This window comes from Salinibacter sp. (assembly GCF_036626415.1).
In the GTDB taxonomy this organism is placed as follows: domain Bacteria; phylum Bacteroidota; class Rhodothermia; order Rhodothermales; family Salinibacteraceae; genus Salinibacter.
This window is the reverse complement of sequence record NZ_JAZKRW010000002.1, coordinates 45,061-63,039: the sequence shown is the minus strand read 5'-3', so window position 1 is coordinate 63,039 and position 17,979 is coordinate 45,061. Positions and strand designations below refer to the sequence as shown.

At 65.2% G+C, this 17,979-nt stretch carries 17 protein-coding genes; 10 read left to right on the top strand and 7 right to left on the bottom strand.

What is annotated here, in order from left to right:
- The first annotated feature begins 51 nt into the window (after positions 1 to 51).
- Entirely contained in the window at positions 52 to 2,358 is a 2,307-nt protein-coding gene (locus V5A20_RS00835) for an acyl-CoA dehydrogenase family protein (RefSeq protein ID WP_332326543.1), read from the top strand.
- A gap of 22 nt (positions 2,359 to 2,380) precedes the next feature.
- Here the strand turns inward: V5A20_RS00835 and V5A20_RS00830 are convergent, their stop codons facing one another.
- The 4 genes from V5A20_RS00830 to V5A20_RS00815 form a co-directional block, all read right to left on the bottom strand.
- Positions 2,381 to 2,650: a zinc-ribbon domain-containing protein gene (locus V5A20_RS00830; RefSeq protein ID WP_332314532.1), complete on the bottom strand. Its 270-nt coding sequence runs from the start codon at positions 2,648 to 2,650 to the stop codon at positions 2,381 to 2,383.
- Between the two features lie 71 nt (positions 2,651 to 2,721).
- Complete coding sequence (locus tag V5A20_RS00825; RefSeq protein WP_332314531.1) at positions 2,722 to 3,069, bottom strand: hypothetical protein; 348 nt, start codon at positions 3,067 to 3,069, stop codon at positions 2,722 to 2,724.
- 61 nt (positions 3,070 to 3,130) lie between these two features.
- The gene (locus V5A20_RS00820) at positions 3,131 to 3,691 is read right to left on the bottom strand and encodes a DUF2911 domain-containing protein (RefSeq protein ID WP_332314530.1); all 561 of its coding nucleotides are present in this window, start codon (positions 3,689 to 3,691) and stop codon (positions 3,131 to 3,133) included.
- A gap of 91 nt (positions 3,692 to 3,782) precedes the next feature.
- Positions 3,783 to 4,070 carry an amphi-Trp domain-containing protein gene (locus V5A20_RS00815; RefSeq protein ID WP_332314529.1) on the bottom strand — a complete coding sequence of 96 codons (288 nt, stop codon included), beginning with the start codon at positions 4,068 to 4,070 and terminating at the stop codon, positions 3,783 to 3,785.
- 423 nt (positions 4,071 to 4,493) lie between these two features.
- Between V5A20_RS00815 and V5A20_RS00810 the strand changes: the two genes are divergently transcribed.
- The 7 genes from V5A20_RS00810 to V5A20_RS00780 all read left to right on the top strand — a co-directional run bounded on the left by V5A20_RS00810 (position 4,494) and on the right by V5A20_RS00780 (position 10,600).
- On the top strand, positions 4,494 to 4,805 hold the full coding sequence (locus V5A20_RS00810; RefSeq protein ID WP_332314528.1) for a cation:proton antiporter: 312 nt from the start codon (positions 4,494 to 4,496) through the stop codon (positions 4,803 to 4,805).
- Between the two features lie 43 nt (positions 4,806 to 4,848).
- On the top strand, positions 4,849 to 5,253 hold the full coding sequence (mnhG, locus tag V5A20_RS00805; protein WP_332326542.1) for a monovalent cation/H(+) antiporter subunit G: 405 nt from the start codon (positions 4,849 to 4,851) through the stop codon (positions 5,251 to 5,253).
- A gap of 66 nt (positions 5,254 to 5,319) precedes the next feature.
- The gene (locus V5A20_RS00800) at positions 5,320 to 7,704 is read left to right on the top strand and encodes a putative monovalent cation/H+ antiporter subunit A (RefSeq protein WP_332326541.1); all 2,385 of its coding nucleotides are present in this window, start codon (positions 5,320 to 5,322) and stop codon (positions 7,702 to 7,704) included.
- Complete coding sequence (locus tag V5A20_RS00795; RefSeq protein WP_332314525.1) at positions 7,701 to 8,138, top strand: Na+/H+ antiporter subunit B; 438 nt, start codon at positions 7,701 to 7,703, stop codon at positions 8,136 to 8,138. The genes V5A20_RS00800 and V5A20_RS00795 overlap by 4 nt, the downstream gene beginning before the upstream one ends.
- A 43-nt stretch (positions 8,139 to 8,181) precedes the next feature.
- Positions 8,182 to 8,538 (top strand): sodium:proton antiporter, encoded by a 357-nt coding sequence (locus V5A20_RS00790; RefSeq protein ID WP_332314524.1) that lies wholly within the window; start codon positions 8,182 to 8,184, stop codon positions 8,536 to 8,538.
- A 42-nt stretch (positions 8,539 to 8,580) separates the two neighbouring features.
- Complete coding sequence (locus V5A20_RS00785) at positions 8,581 to 10,149, top strand: Na+/H+ antiporter subunit D (RefSeq protein ID WP_332314523.1); 1,569 nt, start codon at positions 8,581 to 8,583, stop codon at positions 10,147 to 10,149.
- Complete coding sequence (locus tag V5A20_RS00780; RefSeq protein ID WP_332314522.1) at positions 10,076 to 10,600, top strand: Na+/H+ antiporter subunit E; 525 nt, start codon at positions 10,076 to 10,078, stop codon at positions 10,598 to 10,600. Before V5A20_RS00785 ends, V5A20_RS00780 begins: the two co-directional genes overlap by 74 nt.
- A gap of 44 nt (positions 10,601 to 10,644) precedes the next feature.
- On the opposite strand, the gene V5A20_RS00775 is transcribed toward V5A20_RS00780, so the two are convergent.
- The gene (locus tag V5A20_RS00775) at positions 10,645 to 11,430 is read right to left on the bottom strand and encodes an NAD-dependent epimerase/dehydratase family protein (RefSeq protein ID WP_332326540.1); all 786 of its coding nucleotides are present in this window, start codon (positions 11,428 to 11,430) and stop codon (positions 10,645 to 10,647) included.
- Positions 11,431 to 11,700: 270 nt separating this feature from the next.
- Here V5A20_RS00775 and V5A20_RS00770 point away from each other — a divergent pair, with 270 nt between their 5' ends.
- Positions 11,701 to 15,216, top strand: coding sequence for a methylmalonyl-CoA mutase family protein (locus V5A20_RS00770; protein WP_332326539.1), 3,516 nt, complete (start codon positions 11,701 to 11,703; stop codon positions 15,214 to 15,216).
- A 100-nt stretch (positions 15,217 to 15,316) separates the two neighbouring features.
- On the top strand, positions 15,317 to 15,526 hold the full coding sequence (locus V5A20_RS00765) for a hypothetical protein (protein WP_332314519.1): 210 nt from the start codon (positions 15,317 to 15,319) through the stop codon (positions 15,524 to 15,526).
- 159 nt (positions 15,527 to 15,685) lie between these two features.
- On the opposite strand, the gene V5A20_RS00760 is transcribed toward V5A20_RS00765, so the two are convergent.
- Positions 15,686 to 16,456, bottom strand: a complete 771-nt coding sequence (locus tag V5A20_RS00760) for a pirin family protein (RefSeq protein WP_332314518.1) — start codon at positions 16,454 to 16,456, stop codon at positions 15,686 to 15,688.
- 36 nt (positions 16,457 to 16,492) lie between these two features.
- Positions 16,493 to 17,644 carry an alkene reductase gene (locus V5A20_RS00755; protein WP_332326538.1) on the bottom strand — a complete coding sequence of 384 codons (1,152 nt, stop codon included), beginning with the start codon at positions 17,642 to 17,644 and terminating at the stop codon, positions 16,493 to 16,495.
- Positions 17,645 to 17,979: the final 335 nt, after the last annotated feature.

Below are 17,979 nucleotides of genomic sequence, written 5' to 3'. Positions count from 1 at the left end.
GGAAGCTGGGGCGTCGTCTTCGGTGTCTTTTTTAGATTCCTTTTTGCCGTCATGCTCGACACAGCCTCCCCAAGCGTGCGCGCCGTCCTTCCGTTGCTGTATGTCGCCTGGGCCGACGGTGTGCTCACGCCATCCGAGGCCGAGACGATTCGCAGTCACCTCCGCGCCCAGGACTGGCTCGACGCCGCTGCCCGCGAAGAGATCTGCAGTCATCTCGACCCCCAGTCGCCCCCCACGGCCACACAGTACTTCCGGTGGGTTCGAGCGTTGCGGGACGGGGCGAAGGACGCCGCCGTCACAACGCGGTGCTCGCTCGCAGAACTGGGCGTGGCCCTTGCAACGGTCGGGGGCGACGGGGCGGCCCTGCCGGACGCTTCCCGTCGGGCCCTAGAAGACATTGAGGCGGCGTTGGACATCAACGGAGAAGCGGTGGTGTGCGACCTGCTGGGCGAACGCCCCGAGCCGCCGCCCGTGGAGCCGGAGGCGCCGTTTGATCCAGACGGGATGCAGCGCCTGCTCGACGGCCCCCACGCGGATCTGCGCGAGCACATCCGCACACTGCTCCAGGATCCTGCGTTCGCGTACCGGGACGAGTTGGGCACAGACGCCTATCGCGAGCAGGTCCTCGACTGGTGCGAGCACCTGGCCGACCAGGGGCTCGGGGCGTTGGCCTTCCCCGAAGACTATGGCGGGGGCGGCGACATGGAGAAGTTTATTGTCGCTTTTGAGACGCTCGCCTACCACGACCTGAGCCTGGTCATCAAGTTTGGCGTGCAGTTTGGCCTGTTTGGGGGCAGCATCCATCACCTCGGGACGGAGCGCCACCACGAGGCCTACCTGGAACAGGTGGGCACCCTCGACCTGCCCGGCTGCTTCGCCATGACGGAGTGGGGGCACGGCTCGAACGTGCGGGAACTGGAGACGACGGCCCGCTACGACCCCGCGGCCGAAGAGTTTGTGATCAACACGCCCCACGACGGCGCCCGAAAGGAATGGATTGGCAACGCCGCGGCCCACGGGCAGGTGGCGACCGTCTTTGCCCAGCTCCAGACCAACGGGGAAGAGCACGGGGTTCACGCCTTCCTCGTGCCCCTCCGGTCGGACGACGGCACCCCGCAGCCGCGCATCCGCATCGAAGACTGTGGCGAAAAGGTCGGCCTCAACGGCGTGGACAACGGGCGCCTCTGGTTCGACCAGGTGCGCATCCCGCGGGAGAACCTGCTCGACCGCTACGCCCAGGTCGCCCCGGATGGCACCTATGACAGCCCGATTCCGAGTTCCGGCAAGCGCTTCTTCACCATGCTGAGCACCCTGATCGGCGGGCGCATCAGCGTGGCACGGGCGGGACTGAGTGCGGCGAAGTCGGGCCTCACGATCGCCGTGCGCTACGGCAATCGCCGCCGGCAATTTGGCCCGAAAGACGAGCCGGAGGTGCCTCTCCTCGACTACCGCACCCACAAGCGGCGGCTCCTCCCGCGCCTGGCGACGACCTACGCCCTCCACTTTGCGCTCGACGACCTCACGGCGCGGTTTGCGCGGAAGGGGCGCGGCGAGTCGCTGGAGGCCATCGAGGCGGAGGCCAACGCCCTAAAGGCATACGCCACGTGGCACACCAGCTCCACCTTGCAGGAGGCGCGCGAGGCGTGTGGCGGTCAGGGCTACCGCGCCGATACCCGCATCGGGCGCCTCCGGGCCGACACGGACATCTTCACGACGTTCGAAGGGGACAATACCGTGCTCATGCTGCAGGTGGCCAAAGGGCTGCTTTCGGACTTCCAGCGGGAGTTTCGGGACATGAACCTGTTGAGCATGGCGCGCTTCGTGGCCGACGAAATGGCGACCCAGGTGCAGGAGCGCAATCCGGTCGTCACGCGCAAGACCGACCCAGAGCACCTCCGGGCACTCACGTTCCAACAGAGCGCCCTCACGTATCGCGCCGAGAAACAGCTTCAGAACGTGGGGCGGCGCCTCCAGCGCCGCATTGACGACGGCACGGAGCCGTTCGACGCGTTCGTGGACGTGCAGGATCACCTCGTGCAGTGCGCCCGGGCGGAGGCGGAGCGGGTGGTGCTGGAACGCTTCGCGGATGCGGTCGAGAAGGTGGACGACGCGGACCTTCGAGATACGCTCACGGCCCTCCGCCGTCTGTTTGCACTGTCCCGCATAGAGGCCGACCTGGACTGGTTCTTGGAGGCCGGATACGTCAGTGCGTCGAAAGCCAAGGCCATTCGGGGAGCCGTAAATGACCTGTGCGACGAGGTGCGTCCGCAGGCGGAGGCCTTGGTCAACGCGTTTGGCATTCCGGACGCGTTGCTTGACGCCCCGATTGTGACGGAGCAGGGCCCGGGCACGAAGTAAGGGGGACGACGGCCCGTCGGTGTCAGAGGAGCAGCCCCCACACGACGGCCATTCCGAGGCACCCGCCGAGAAGAAGCAGGTCTGCGGGGCGCGTCCACGCTCCGCGCTTGTAAACCCCGTACAAGGCCGCGGGCCAGCACACGAGCACGAGAAGCCCGAGCCATCCGGTGCGCTCATGCCACGGGGGGCCCGTGGCCTCCGAGAGGTGAACCTGCGTCAGGGTCTCTCCACAAACCGGGCAGAAGTCGTCCGATGGCTCGCGGTGGGCACCGCAGGAGGGGCAGCGCTCCATAGGGACTCAGGGTAAACCCGTTACATTGGACCGGCCGGAAGGCTGGCGTCCCGGCCCGTAGCAACGCACACTCAGTTGAAGGTCTGTTCTCGCTGCTGCATGGCCTGGCGGGCATTTTTCTGGAGCCATCGGCCCAGCTGCATGGCGTGCTCGGGTGTCATGACCAGAGACGCCTGCACCTCACGGGTCAGCTCCCCCCGCACAACCTGTTCGCTGCGCTCACTGAGGTCAACCTGACCGTTCTCGTCGATCTGATGGCTCACGTGGTGGGGAATGCTGCTGCGTTCCACGTACAGGTTGGCCACGACCGACGCCCCGTCCGGCGACGGCCCGCCGTGTGCCCCGGTTGCGGTGATGGTGTGGACCGTGTCGGCGTCTTCGTAGACAAAGGTGACTTCGTCTTGAGAGTCGTCGGGCATAAGGGCGGACCGGTCGTGTGGAGCAAGACGGTGCAAAAGCAGCGCAGAACGGGTTTGCGCGCTAGTTTCCTGCGACTTGGACCTCAAAGGGCACGCGCACATCGGCCCAGTAGAGAACACACGTCCCGGAGGTGTCGGTGACCTGCTCGAACACGAACGTCATCATCTCGTGCTGGGGAGCGGATTCCGGCTCGACTTCTACCCGCACGGCATCCTCGCTCTGGTCGTACTGCGTGCCCCACTGGTTGGCCACGTTGTTAAAAATGATCGTCCAGGCGTCCGGCCCCGGAATTGTGTAGAGCGAGTAGGTCCCGGCGGGCAGCGACTCGCCTTCGATGGTCACGTCCGACGAGACGGAGAAGGTGGTGGCCTCGTTCGCCCCGGTGCGCCAGACCTCGTTGTAGGGCACCAGGTCGCCAAAGATGGTGCGGCCGTTCACTTGCGGCCGCCCGTAGGTCAGGCGAACCTGGGTGGTCCCGATGGTCTGGGAGAGCGCCGCGTTGGGGCTGGCGCGAGCCTCCTCGGTGCCGCGGTCCTGGGCGGCGGCGGGGACCGCCGCTACGAAGGCAAGAAGACCGAGGGAGAAGAGAGCGACGAAGAGACGAGAGAATGTTGTGGTCACGGTAGGGGAGGATGAGGAAAGAGAACCCGATCTACAGAGGGAACCGGACGGATCGGACCGGCAATTCGCGGAACCAGTCGGGGCCAACGGATTATTCTGTGTCTAGCGAACCGGGGCCCGCAATGCTTCCGTCGCGGGTCTCGTACCACTCAATCTCAAGTTCGAGACTGATCTCGGAGGAGCCCCGGTCGTTCGATTCACGGTCGAGCTCCACCTCGAATTCCACGTGGTCTGGGACTCGAATCGTCATGGATTGCTCCTTGGATGAGAAGTCGAGCTCTCCGGAGCCTTCCAACTCGTCCGCCACGGTGCGAAGGTACGTGGCAACATCCGCACGCGACATGTCTCGTTCAAATTTGTAAAGCGTATCGTCGGGCATTACTGGGCGAGGCGTTCGGCAAAGACTGTGAAACAGATGACACGCCAACATACACGAGTTTGGGGCAGCCGTTCATTCGTCGTGGATGAAAAATTGGAGGGTTAACGACCCGCCAGGTCCCCGCAACCTTGAGGTCTCGGTGAATGAGATGAGACTTCCCGTGCCAGCACTTACCCTGAGAATCACGAAATTGCGAGGTGTCCTCGTGGGCCGCTGGCAGCTCGCCTACACGGGGGCATGTGACATCTAATCTTATACGTCCACGGGCTCGCCCACGACCTCGCTGAAGAGACAGTCTTCGTCCAAGGAGCCTTTCGCTGTCGCTCGGAGTGGTCTGCCGTGGGCTCTTGCGGTCGCCGTGTGAACGAAGAGATTGAGGGAGACCCATCGTCCGTTCGTCGTTTGTAAACGTTGGCTCCAGTTATGGCAGAGCTTAGCGGCGCTCCAGCCTGGTTCGCGTCTGCGTGCCTGATCGCGATCGTCCTCTCGCTCGTGATGACGGTGATTCGGCTGCTGCGTGGGCCCACCCTGCCGGACCGGGTGGTCTCATTGGACCTTGTGGCCTACCAGGCCGTCGCCTTCATGCTCGTCTACGCCGTGCTCACGGGGCAGCCTGCCTTTTTGGACGTGTCGCTGGTGTTGGCCCTCGTGGCCTTTCTCGGGACGGTCGCGTTCGCCCGGTACATTGAGCACCTCTCGGTGGCGGAGGAAGAGGCAGCCCCGATGTCGGACTAGCGCTGCGGGTCCGCTCTGCACTCCCAAAGATCCACGCTCTGTGATGCTTGCCCAGCAGGTTGTTGGCATTTTTTTGATGAGCACGGGCACGCTGTTCGTGTTTGTCGCCGGGCTCGGGGTCCTGCGGCTGCCGGACGTGTACATGCGACTGCATGCCTCCACCAAGGCCGGTACCCTCGGGGTGGCGTTGAACGCAGCCGGCCTCGTGGTCTTTTATCCGGACCTCGGCATCTTCACACGTGCCTCTGCCCTCGTGCTCTTCCTGCTCCTCACGGCCCCCGTGGCCGCCCACATGATCGGGCGGGCCTCCTACTTTGCCCGAGAGGAACTGGGGGTTACCGTCTGGGGCGGCACGGTCGTCGATCGCATGCTCGACCACCGAGGAAAGGCGCTGTTCTCCACCGAGGCCGTGGAGGAAACGTCCGACTCTTCGGGGGCAGTGTCCTGAACCGGCGACCTGCAACTGGGAAAGACCTCCGATTGTCTCGTTTTTCTGGGTTGACCGACGCTGCTCATGGCGATCCTGTTTGCCGTCTTTTCGGGCTTTCTGCTTGCCCTCGTCGCCCCCTGGCTGACGCAGTACACCGGACGGGCGACGGGATGGCTCTACGGGCTACTGCCGGCCGCCATCACGGGAACGCTGGCGACCCTCGTAGGGCGGGTGGCGGCGGGAGAGACGCTTCGGGTGTCCTACGCCTGGGTGCCGGGCCTGAACGTCAACCTATCGTTCTATGTTGACGGACTCAGCCTCTTTTTTGCCCTCCTGATCACCGGCATCGGCACGCTGATCTACGTCTACGCCGGGGGCTACCTGAAGGGACACCACCATCTGGGGCGTTTCTTCAGCTACCTGTCGATGTTCATGGCCGCCATGGTGGGTCTCGTTCTGGCGGACAACCTGATCACGTTTTACATCTTCTTCGAGCTGACGAGCTTTGCCTCGTTCGTCCTGATCGGGTTCAACCACGACGAGGCGCCCTCGCGGCGGGCGGCCTGGCAGGCGCTGCTGGTGACCAAGGCGGGCGGCCTGGCGCTGCTCGTCGGGTTCATCCTGATGCAGCAGGCGACGGGGACCTTTCAGATCTCCGCCATTCTGGAGTCCGGCGACGTGATCCGGCAGCACAGCTTCTACCTGCCCATCGTCCTGCTGGTGCTCGCCGGGGCGTTCACGAAGTCGGCCCAGTTTCCCTTCTACTTCTGGCTCCCCAACGCGATGGAGGCGCCCACGCCGGTGAGCGCCTACCTCCACTCCGCCACCATGGTGAAGGCCGGCATCTACGTGATGGCCCGCTTTCACCCCGTGCTGTCGGGGACGGACCTCTGGATGTGGATCGTGGGGGGCGTCGGGGCGCTCACGATGGTGCTGAGCGCCTGGCTCGCCCTGCAGTACACCGACATGAAGGCGATCCTGGCCTACACCACGATCATGGCCCTCGGGCTCCTGACGATGCTGCTGGGGCTGGGGACCGAGGTCGCCGTGGAGGCCTGTATGGTGTTCATCCTGGTGCACGCCTTCTACAAGGCGGCCCTCTTCATGGTGGCGGGGGCGATCGACCACGAGGTACACGTCCGCGACATTACGAAGCTGGGCGGCCTGCGGCATCGGATGCCCGTAACGGGCGTGGCGGCGGGCCTGGCGGCCCTCTCGATGGCGGGCATCCCGCCGTTCTTCGGATTTGTGGGAAAGGAGCTGATCTATGAGGCCGCCACCCACTTCGACCCGGCCACGGTGGCGGTCACCACCGTTTCGGTGCTGGCGAATGTGGCGCTGGTCGCGTCCGCCGGCCTGTTGGTGATCCGGCCCTTCTTTGGGGAGCTGAACGACGTGACGGAACACGCCCATCGTCCCGAGGCCGGCCTCTGGTTTGGCCCGGTCGTCTTGAGCGTCTTTAGCGTGGGGCTTGGCCTCGCGCCGTGGCTGCTCGATGCCGCGTTCCTCGGCCCGTCGGCCGGGGCGGTCTTGGGCGCGTCGATCGAGCCGCACCTGGCCCTCTGGCACGGGTTCACGTTGGAGCTGGGGCTCAGTGCCGTGACCGTGGCGGCGGGCGTGGGGACCTACCTCGCCTGGACCGTCCTCCGCACCAACGCGGGCTTCCAACAGCTCGAACGCTGGCTCGGCACGGGGCTCGACCACGGATACGACCACGTCGTCGATGGGCTCTTGGGAATGGGACGGTGGCAGACAAATGTGCTTCAGAGCGGGGTGCTGCGTCGCTACCTCTCGACCGTTCTGGTGACGACCATCGGCCTCGTGGGGGCTGCCTTCTACCACTACGGGTTCTTTGGGGGGGCCATTTCGGTGGCCGATGTGAGGTCCCACGAGTGGGTGCTGGCGGCCTTGTCAGTGGTCGGGGCGTTCGGAACGCTGTTCTTCCGGTCCCGCATCGCCCTCATCACCTCGCTCGGGGTTTCCGGCTTCAGCATTGCGCTGCTCTTTCTCGCCTTCGGCGCGCCGGACCTCGCCAAGACGCAGTTCCTCATCGAGACGCTGACGGTCATCCTCGTCGTGCTCATCCTGACCGCGGTTTCGGACGTCCAGGGGACGCTCACGGCAGGGCAAAAGGTGACGAACGGGGCCGTGGCGGTTGGGATGGGGGCTGTGGTGTCGGGGCTGATCCTGGCCGTGCTCAAGCTGCCTTTCGAGAATCCGATGGGCGACTACTACGCGCAGAATACGTACGTGGAGGGGGAGGGGCACAACATTGTCAATACCATCCTGGTCGATTTCCGGGCGCTTGACACCCTCGGAGAGATCACCGTGTTGTTGGTCGCAGGCTTCGGCATCTACGCGCTGCTGCGCACGGGCACCGCCCCCAATCCCAATGCCGAAAATGACCCCCCGCCCGAAGACGCATCCGCGCCCGTTGAACAGGCCGAACAGACCCAACAGCTATCGTGAGGTTTTCTGTTATTCTGCGTACCGCGGCGCGCCTCCTCGTGCCGCTAACATTGTTGTTTTCGGTGTTCCTGCTCCTTCGCGGGCACAACGAGACCGGGGGCGGCTTCATTGGGGGGCTCGTGGCCGGCATTTCGTTTGCCCTCTATGCGATCGCGTACGGAACGGCATCCTCCCGGGAGGCGCTGCGGGCCACGCCCCAGCAGCTGATGGCCGTGGGGCTGGGCATCGCGGTGCTGAGCGGAGTGCTCCCTCTGTTCGGGGGCGGGACCCTGCTCGAAGGGCTTTGGGTCAAGTGGGGCGCGCTGAAGGTGGGGACCCCGGTCTTGTTCGACGTGGGGGTGTACCTCCTGGTCATTGGCCTGGCCCTCGTGATCGTCTACGAACTGGAGGAGCACAACCCGGGCCTGTTTCCACAGTCGGCTGCCTCTGAGTAGGCGCTCCGTTCGACTGGTCGTCTCACGAATCGTACACGGTGTAATGGAAACCCTCCTTGCCCTTGTCACCGGCGCGATGGTCGCCATCAGCGTCTATCTGCTGCTGCAGCGCGACCTGGTGCGAAAGATCATTGGCGTGGTCATCTTGTCGAACGGGATTCACCTCCTGATCTTTGCGATGGGCCGGATGACGCGGGGCGCATCGCCCCTCATTCCCTCGGGGGAGAAGTATCCGCCCGAGGTCATTGCAAATCCGCTCTCCCAGGCCCTCATCCTGACGGCCATCGTGATTGGGTTTGGGCTGCTGGCGTTCTCGCTGGTGCTGGTCTATCGGCTGCACGAGTCCTACCAGTCGGCCGATGCCGACGCGCTCATTGAGGCGACGCTCGGCGACGAGTAGCCCCCCGACCATCCCGGCCTGTTGAACTGACCGCCCTGGTTCATGTCCGCCCATCTCCTGATCATCCTGCCGCTCCTCATCCCGTTCGTGGCGGCGGTGGCGGCGCTCTTGTTTGCCCGATGGCCCACGGTGCAGAAGGGCATCAACATCGTCAGCATGGGGGGCATCCTGGCGGCGTCGCTGGGGCTCTTGGCCCGCATCACGGAGCAGGGCATCCAGGTGACCACGATCGGGGACTGGCCCGTTCCGTTCGGGATCGTGTTCGTGGTGGATTACCTGAGTGTCCTCATGCTCATTGTGTCCGCCATCATCGGGGTGGCCGTGGCCGTATACGCCGTGCCGGACGTGGACGACGCGCGGGTGCGGTTCGGGTTCTACCCGTTCTTCAACCTGCTCATGATCGGCATCAACGGGGCGTTTTTGACGGGGGACCTCTTCAACCTCTACGTGTGGTTTGAGGTGATGCTGATCTCCTCGTTCGTGCTGATCGTGCTGGGCAACACGGACGAGCAGCTTGCCGGGGCGGTCAAGTATGTCGTCATCAACCTGGTGTCGTCGCTGCTCTTCCTGGCGGGCGTCGGGCTGGTGTACGGGATGACGGGCACGCTCAACATGGCCGAGCTCTCGCTGGCCCTCTCCGAGGTCGGCCAGCCGGGCCTGGTGACGGTGGTGGCGATGCTGTTTCTCATTTCCTTCGGCATCAAGGCGGCCCTGTTTCCGCTCTTTTTCTGGCTGCCGGCGTCCTACCACACCCCGCCGGCCTCCGTCTCTGCCTTCTTTGCGGGCCTGCTGACCAAGGTGGGGGTCTACGCCCTCTTTCGCGTCTTCACGCTGCTGTTTACCCAGGACGTGGGCTACACCCACACGCTTCTGCTGTGGGGCGCCGGGCTCACCATGGTGACGGGCGTCCTCGGCGCCGCCGTCCAAAACGACTTTCGGCGCGTGCTGTCCTTCCACATCATCAGCCAGATCGGCTACATGATCATGGGGCTCGCGCTGTATACGCCGCTGGCCATTTTGGGAGGTGTGTTCTACATCGTCCACCACATCATCGTGAAGGCGAACCTGTTTCTCGTGAGCGGGGTGGCGAAGCGGCTGCGGGGCTCCTTTAGCCTGAAGTCGCTCGACGGGCTTTACGCGTATCACCCCTGGCTCGCGGCGCTCTTCATCATTCCGGCGTTCTCGCTGGCCGGCTTTCCGCCGCTCTCTGGCTTCTGGGCGAAGCTCATTTTGACGATTGCCGGCATCGAGGCGGGCGCGTACTGGATTGTGGCCGTGGCCGTGGCCGTGGGGCTCTTCACCATGTTCTCGATGACGAAGATTTGGGTGAAGGCCTTTCTCCCAGGGGGCGGGGGCGACCTGCCGGACGCGGTGTCGTCGATGGGCCTGGGCACGCGCGTCATGTACGTGCCGATCGCCGGGCTGGCGGCCCTCACCATCCTGATTAGTGTCTTTGCCGGGCCGGTATACGACCTCGCCGAGCGGTCGGCGGATGAGCTCTACAATTCCTCTCAATACGTCGAAGCGGTGCTCAACCATGAAAAATCTGCTGCTGACGCTGGTCCTCGCCCTGGTGTGGACGGCCGTGCAGGGCGCGTTCACGCTCGCTAACTTTGCCGTCGGCTTTGTGCTGGGATACCTGGTGCTGCGCCTGCTTCGGCCCCTGCTGGGCGAGGCCAGCTACGACCGGCGCATTTGGTACAAGGTGTCCCTGGTGGGCTTCTTTCTGAAGGAGCTCATCAGTTCGAGCGTCCGGGTGGCCATAGAGGTCATCACGCCGGGCTATCGCATGCGGGCGGGCATCCTTGCCGTCCCGCTCTCCGTGCGGTCGGACCTGGGCATCACGCTCTTTGCAAACCTCATCTCGCTGACGCCGGGCACGCTGAGCCTTGACGTGTCGGAGGACCGCGAGTACCTCTACATCCACGCGATGTACATCGATCAGGGGGAGGAGGAGGACATCCTGCACCTGAAACGCACGCTGGAGCGGCGCATCATCCTCGCACTGGGGGCGGAATCGACCGAGACGCCGCCCGTCTCTGACGCGGCGCCTGCCTCGTAGTCCTGGAGCGATCCGGGCGCCCGCAGGGGGAGCGCCTGAAGAGGCTACGAGGTCCACCATCGGCGGAGGAGCCAAGCCCCTAGGGCCGTGCCGCCCAGTCCCACCAGCAGGGGCGTGAGGGTGGGCGTGGAGACGGCGTCCGGGTCGACGAGTCCACTTGTGCGCCCCATGTCCTCGATCTGAGGCACGGTGAGAATGCCGTCCATCGTGGAGGTGACGGCGGCCTGCACGGCGGCGGCCGCGACAAACTCGACGGGCAGCGGACGCCCCTCGGTCGACGCGTACGGGTGGAGACGGAGCTCTTGACCCTGGTTGAAGACGGCGGCGAGCGTTGGGGTCCCCGTCTTGCGGTCTCCGTAGACGAGATTGGGACGGAGCGTCACGGTTCGAAGAGATGGGTAGTCCTCCCGAAGGCCACGTTCGGCCCGGCGCTTGGCCGACAGGAAGGCGTAGGGGACGAGGGGGGGCTTGTCGCGCACCGAGAGAAACACGAAGGCGTCAACATCGGCCGCGACTGCCGCCTCAGCCGCGAGAAGCGCCGACTCCGCATTCACGCGATCGAACGTGACATCGTCTCTGGGGCGCTCGCGGAGGGTAGCGATGGTATGCACCACCGCGTCGGCGCCGTCGAGCAGGTCGCGCCAGGTGTCGGGGGCGAACACGTCGGCCGCGCGCCACTCCACGTCCTGAGTCCAGGGATGCCGGGCGGGCGTGAGGGCGGGGCGGCCGGTGCGCCCGAAGGCGGCCACCTCGTGCCCGTTCTGGACGGCGACGCGGCAAATCTCGGTGCCGATGAACCCATTGCCACCGAGAACGACGAGTTTGGCCATGGGACGGAGATACGGCTGGTCGAAAGAGCGGGTGTACGAGGCCGGCCCTGCCTCCGGCGACTCGTTGCACGGACGGTACAGGAGGCGAAGGGGTTCCCGAAGACGAAGGGACGGGCCCCCGCACGATTGGCCTCCGTGTCCCGGAATGGGGGCTGCGGATAAGAGTCCGGCGGGCATTTTATGCAACGTGTCTGCACAGTGCCCGTAAATCTTTACGGAAGCGCTTTCTGTTCTCCGTCCACGCACCTTTCTCATAACTCTTTTGCTCCCATGGACGTCGACCGCTATCAGCCCGCCCACCCGGTCCGGTTTGTGACCGCCACGAGCCTGTTCGACGGGCACGACGCGGCGATCAACATCATGCGTCGCATCCTGCAGCAGACGGGGGCGGAGGTGATTCACCTTGGCCATAACCGCTCGGTCCAGGAGATCGTGGACACGGCCATCGAGGAAGACGCCCAGGGCATCGCCGTGTCGAGCTATCAGGGCGGCCACATGGAATACTTCAAGTACATGCACGACCTGCTGGAGGAACGAGGGGCGGGGCACATTCGCGTCTACGGCGGGGGCGGGGGCGTCATTGTGGCGGAGGAGAAGGCGGAACTGGAGGCCTACGGCATCGCGCACATCTACTCGCCGGACGAGGGGATGGACCTGGGGCTCCAGGGCATGATCAACGACATGGTGGAAGAGTGTGACTTCCCGGTCGTGGACGCCGACTTCCACGTGCCGGACGACGTTCCCCGGCAGGACCCTCGAGTCGTGGCCCGCAACCTGACCCGCGTGGAGGCGCCGGAGCCGGAGCCCGCGGCGGTGGTCGTGGGGGCGGCTGGTGAGGTGGATGAGGCCGAGCCCTCACCGACCGATGGGGAGCCGAGGGGAGATGGGAGTCCAGAGGAGTTAAATGTTGAAAGGTTGAAGGGGGAAGGTTCTCAGGGACCGATACTTGGGATTACTGGGACTGGGGGGGCTGGAAAGTCGACGCTGACGGACGAACTCGTGCGGCGCTTCCTGAACGACCACGACGACCTGGAGCTGGCGGTGCTGTCGGTCGACCCCACGCGGCGACGCACCGGGGGCGCGCTGCTGGGCGACCGCATCCGGATGAACGCGATCTACGGGGCCCACGCCGATCGGGTCTACATGCGCTCCTTCGCTACGCGGGCGGCGAACCGCACCACCACGGAGGCCTTGAAGGAGGCGATCGGGGTGTGCCAGGCCGCGGACTACGACCTGATTCTCGTGGAGACGGCGGGCATCGGGCAGAGCGACACGGAGATCGTGGACCTCACGGACCTGACGCTCTACGTGATGACCCACGACTTCGGCGCGCCAACGCAGCTGGAGAAGATTGGAATGCTGGACCTCGCTGACTTCGTGGCCATCAACAAGTACGAAAAGCGGGGCTCGAAGGACGCCCTCCGCGATGTGCGCAAGCAGGTGCAGCGCAACCGCCTGCGGTTCGACGAGGCCCCCGAGGACATGCCGGTCTACCCGACGATGGCCTCCCACTTCGGCGACCCGGGTGTGACACGCCTCTACAAGGCCGTGCTCGGTCGCCTGAACGAGGACTTTGCGTTCGACCGCGAGACGCAGACCTACGACGACGAGATCCCGGAGCCCGATCCCTCGGAGGTCGCCATCATCCCGCCGGACCGGCAGCGCTACCTTGGTGAAATTGTGGAGACCTGCGACGAGTACCACGACTGGGTCGAGCAACAGGTGGAGGTCGCCCGGAAGTGGGGCGAGGCGAGGGGCGCGCGCCAGCAGGTGGAGGACTGGGCGCCGGAGGACCAGGACCAGATCGCCGGGCGGCTCGACGAGATGGAGGCGCACTGGTGGGACAAGCTCGACAAGCGCTGCAAGGACATCCTCGACAACTGGGACGACCTGGCCGACGAGTACCGGCAGGAGGAGTTCACCTACACGGTCCGCGGGCGCGACTTTACGGTCCCCCTCTACCGCGAGAGCCTCAGCGGCACGGAGATTCCACGGGTGGCCCTGCCCACGACCGAGGACCCGGGCGAGCGCCTGGCGTTTGCCCTCACCGAGAACCTGCCGGGCTACTTCCCCTACACGGCGGGCGTCTTTCCGTTTAAGCGGGAGGGGGAGATGCCGACGCGGCAGTTTGCGGGGGAGGGCTCCCCCGAGCGCACCAACCGGCGCTTCCACCTCGTCTCGCAGGGGGACGAGGCGAACCGCCTCTCCACGGCCTTCGACAGCGTCACGCTCTACGGCCGCGACCCCGCCGAGCGACCCGACATTTACGGCAAGGTCGGTAACGCGGGCGTCTCCATCTGCACGCTCGACGACATGAAGAAGCTCTTCTCGGGCTTCGACCTCTGCGCCCGGAAGACGAGCGTGTCGATGACGATCAACGGGCCGGCGCCGATGCTGATGGCCATGTTCTTCAACGCGGCCATCGACCAGCAGGTCGAGAAGCACCTGCGCGAGGAGGGCCGCTGGGACGAGGCGGAGGCGGTGATCGACGAGAAGCTGGGCGACGATCGCCCTGAGTATGTGCCGTACGGGCCGGACGGTCAGGAGGAGGAGCTGCCGGAGACCCACGATGGCAGCGGCCTCGGCCTGCTTGGGACGAGCGGCGAAGAGCTCGTGGAGTGGGGCGTGCTCGACCGCGAGACGTACGAGGAGATCAAGGCCGAGACGCTCCACACGGTCCGGGGCACGGTGCAGGCCGACATCCTGAAGGAGGACCAGGCCCAAAACACCTGCATCTTCTCCACGGACTTCGCCCTGCGGCTGATGGGCGACATCCAGCAGTACTTCATCGACCACGACGTCCGCAACTACTACTCGGTCTCGATCAGCGGCTACCACATCGCCGAGGCCGGCGCCAACCCGATCACGCAGCTGGCCTTTACCCTGGCCAACGGCTTCACGTACGTGGAGTACTACCTGAGCCGGGGCATGGACATCGACGACTTCGCCCAAAACCTCTCGTTCTTCTTCTCGAACGGGATGGACCCGGAGTACAGCGTCATCGGGCGGGTGGCGCGGCGCATCTGGGCGGTGGCGATGAAAGAGCTCTACGGCGCCAACGAGCGGAGCCAGAAGCTCAAGTACCACATCCAGACCTCCGGCCGCAGCCTGCACGCGGAGGAGATTCAGTTCAACGACATCCGCACCACGCTGCAGGCGCTTATGGCCGTCTACGACAACTGCAACTCCCTCCACACCAACGCCTACGACGAGGCCATCACCACGCCGACGGAGGAGAGCGTGCGGCGGGCCATCGCCATCCAGCTCATCATCAACAAGGAGCTGGGCATGACGAAGAACGAAAACCCGCTCCAGGGCTCGTACATCATCGAGGAGCTGACGGACCTGGTGGAGGAGGCCGTGCTGCACGAGTTTGAGCGCCTCAACAACCGCGGCGGCGTGCTCGGGGCGATGGAGTCGATGTACCAGCGGGGCAAGATTCAGCAGGAGTCGATGAAGCTGGAGGAGTCGAAGCACTCCGGCGACCGCCCGGTCGTGGGCGTCAACACCTTCCTGCGCGACGAGGAGGACGACGGCTCGGGCACGGAGGAGGTGGACCTCATGCGCTCGTCCAACGACGAGAAGCAGCACCAGCTCCACAACATGAAGGCGTTTCAGGAGCGCTACGCTGGCAAGAACGAGGCTGCCCTCGTGGAGCTCAAGGAGGCGGCCCGCGAGGACGAAAACACGTTCGGGGTGCTCATGGAGGCGGTCAAGTACTGCTCCCTCGGCCAGATCACCGAGGCGCTCTTCGAGGTCGGCGGCGAGTACCGACGGAATATGTAGGGCTCCGTTGCTGTTTTGCTTCCCGGCCCCCTGAGAGGCACTCCACGGCCTGGCGAGAGGCGCACCCGCTGCTCGAGCCATTCAGACGCGGCCCATCGAGATGGACGATCCCGTCGTCTTCGCGTGCATGAACGTCCTCGGCTGCGTGCTCCTGTACTTCGGGGGCGACTACTTCCGGCGTGGGATCGCGGGACGGTCACACACGAACGAGGAAGGGGTCTGGATGACCCACGTGCCGGACCTGGTGTCGGGGGCCATGTTGCTGTTCGCGGGCGCCTGCGTCTGGCTTGGGTCCTTCCACTGGCTCTGATGCGCGTCTCCCGCACTCCCGTGACGAGCAGGGCCCGAAGGCACGTGGTGTAGGGCCCCTCTGGGGTCCGCTGGAGTCCGGGACGGGCGTTTGCGTTCGGTGAGCGCCCTGCGGTCGCGGGGCACTTTCTGGGCGAAAGGCGGGCTCAGGGCCCCTAGCTTACGTCCAGAGGAGGGGCACGTCCATGCCCAGATCGAAGAGGAGCGCTTCGGTTTCCGCGCTGAAGTCAAAGGTTAACGTCCCGGTGTCGGTGATGCCGGCGCCGTCGCCGCTCTGTAGAGTGACGCCCGCCACGTCCACCTCGCCCTTGACGACCTGGATCCACGCCCCCCGCCCGTCGGCCAGCGCGTGCTCCGTCCGATCGCCCGCGCCGAACAGCCCGGCGTAGATGTAGGCGTCGGTGTCCACGGGCATCGGGCCGTCGGGGCCGGCCTCCTCGGCGGTGTAGGGGGCCACGTAGCACCGAAACTGTCCCTCTCGCGCCTCGGGCGAGAACCCGCGCTCGTGGTAGGCAAAGTCGGTCCCGGCCCGGTCGGGGATGAGCCACATCTGGTAGTTGTGCTCCACCACGTCGTGGTGGTTCTCCTCGGAGTGCACCATTCCCTCGCTCCCCGCGCTGATGAGCTGCATCTCTCCGGCCGAGATGCCGGCCTCGTGCCCCTGGTTGTCCCCGTGGGTGAGCGTGCCCGAGGCAACGTACGTGACGATTTCCGCGTCGCGGTGCGGGTGTGCGGAGAACCCCTCATGGGGCTGGATGTGGTTCTCCACCATCACGCGGAGCGGCCCGAAGTGCATCCAGTCCGGGTCGTGGTAGTCCGCAAACGAGAAGGTCATCCAGTTGTCGGTCCAGCCCATATTCTCGTAGCCGCGCTCGTCTCTGCGGCGGAGGCGGACGGTGGGCGTGTCGGAGTCGGCTAGGGATGTGGGCATTGCAGAACCGGGTCGGGGGTGTGGGCAGGGAAGACGCTATCCGCGGGCTTCGAGTTCGGCGAGGGAGTCGAGCGTGTCGAAGGCCGTGCCATTTTGCAGCTCCTCCCACGTCGGGTAGTCCGTGTAGCCGTGCTCGTCGCCGTTGTAGAAGGTGTCCTCGTCCGGCACGTTGATCGGCAGCCCTTCCTTGAGTCGGCGGGGCAGGTCGGGGTTGGCCAGGAAGGCACGTCCGAAGGCAACCAGCTGGGCGTATCCCCGCTCAATGGCGTCGGTGGCCGTCTCCGTGTCGTAGTTTCCATTGGCGACCAGCGCGCCGTCGAACGCTTCCCGGATGCCGGAGAAGACCGCGGCCGTCTCGCCGTCCCCGGCCACGGGCGGCTTTGGCTCCGCCGGCTCCACGAGGTGGACGTACGAAAGCTCAAAATCGTCGGCGGTTGACGCAGCCGCGCGAAAGGTCTCCGCCGGCGTAGCATCCTCCATGTCGTTGAATGGGCTCAGCGGCGAGAGGCGAACGCCGACCCGCCCGGACTCCCATTCGTCGGTGACTGCGGCCATCACCTCTCGCAAGAAGCGCAGCCGGTTGTTGAGCGAGCCGCCGTAGCGATCCGTGCGCTCGTTGGTGCGGGACCGCAGAAACTGGTCGATGAGGTAGCCATTGGCCGCGTGGATCTCCACCCCGTCGAACCCGGCCCGCCGAGCGTTCTTTGCCCCGGTGCGATACTGCTCCACCACCTCCGGCACCTCCTCTGTGCCGAGGGCGCGTGGCGTCTCGAAGGGGACCATCTCCAGGTCCGGCGTCAAAACCTGTCCGTCCGGCGCGATCGGGGATGGAGCGACGGGCGTTTCCCCATCGTGGTACAGGGGGTGCGAGATGCGCCCCACGTGCCAGAGTTGCAGGAAGATGCGCCCGCCGGCCTCGTGGACCGCATCCGTGACTTTCTTCCAGCCCTCGACCTGTTCGTCCGAGTGGATCCCGGGGGTCCGGGGATAGCCCTGTCCCTTGGGGGCCACCTGGGTCGCCTCGCTCACGATGAGGGCGGCGCTGGCACGCTGACGGTAGTACGCGGCGTTCAGTTCGGTGGGCACGTTCCCCTCCGCGGCCCGGTTGCGGGTGAGCGGCGCCATTGCCGCGCGGTGCGGGAGCGTGTGGGGACCAAGATCGAGCTCGTCGAAAAGTGGAGATGCCACGGGGGAATCATGGATGAGTGCACAAGAACGATGAACCGAACCCCCATACATTAATTTGAAATGGTCGTTCCAGAACCGGCCGTCAATTTCGCAGGGTTTCCGCACAGGCAAAGATGCAGTCAATCTGAAACGATCATTCTAGGCATTGCGCTCAATGCACACGACATCTAGAATTGGCTCGTGCAATAGGGCAAGCATACGAGGCCCCCGTAAATGCACTTCATTGCCCAGCACGCGCACCGTTGTCGCACCACTAAACACGATTCGGAGCCCATGCCCGAATCAGGAGGGTGAAATTGTCGGCTGGAAGGGCTCCAGATCAGGTCTGGAGCGGT

Bases quoted from the DNA above. Each gene is read 5' to 3' on its own strand.
- V5A20_RS00800 (WP_332326541.1), top strand. From the start codon at position 5,320: ATGGCGATCCTGTTTGCCGTCTTTTCGGGCTTTCTGCTTGCCCTCGTC.
- V5A20_RS00775 (WP_332326540.1), bottom strand. From the start codon at position 11,430: ATGGCCAAACTCGTCGTTCTCGGTGGCAATGGGTTCATCGGCACCGAG.
- V5A20_RS00780 (WP_332314522.1), top strand. From the start codon at position 10,076: ATGAAAAATCTGCTGCTGACGCTGGTCCTCGCCCTGGTGTGGACGGCC.
- V5A20_RS00770 (WP_332326539.1), top strand. From the start codon at position 11,701: ATGGACGTCGACCGCTATCAGCCCGCCCACCCGGTCCGGTTTGTGACC.
- V5A20_RS00830 (WP_332314532.1), bottom strand. From the start codon at position 2,650: ATGGAGCGCTGCCCCTCCTGCGGTGCCCACCGCGAGCCATCGGACGAC.
- V5A20_RS00790 (WP_332314524.1), top strand. From the start codon at position 8,182: ATGGAAACCCTCCTTGCCCTTGTCACCGGCGCGATGGTCGCCATCAGC.
- mnhG (WP_332326542.1), top strand. From the start codon at position 4,849: ATGCTTGCCCAGCAGGTTGTTGGCATTTTTTTGATGAGCACGGGCACG.
- V5A20_RS00765 (WP_332314519.1), top strand. From the start codon at position 15,317: ATGGACGATCCCGTCGTCTTCGCGTGCATGAACGTCCTCGGCTGCGTG.
- V5A20_RS00760 (WP_332314518.1), bottom strand. From the start codon at position 16,456: ATGCCCACATCCCTAGCCGACTCCGACACGCCCACCGTCCGCCTCCGC.
- V5A20_RS00810 (WP_332314528.1), top strand. From the start codon at position 4,494: ATGGCAGAGCTTAGCGGCGCTCCAGCCTGGTTCGCGTCTGCGTGCCTG.
- V5A20_RS00815 (WP_332314529.1), bottom strand. From the start codon at position 4,070: ATGCCCGACGATACGCTTTACAAATTTGAACGAGACATGTCGCGTGCG.
- V5A20_RS00785 (WP_332314523.1), top strand. From the start codon at position 8,581: ATGTCCGCCCATCTCCTGATCATCCTGCCGCTCCTCATCCCGTTCGTG.
- V5A20_RS00835 (WP_332326543.1), top strand. From the start codon at position 52: ATGCTCGACACAGCCTCCCCAAGCGTGCGCGCCGTCCTTCCGTTGCTG.
- V5A20_RS00825 (WP_332314531.1), bottom strand. From the start codon at position 3,069: ATGCCCGACGACTCTCAAGACGAAGTCACCTTTGTCTACGAAGACGCC.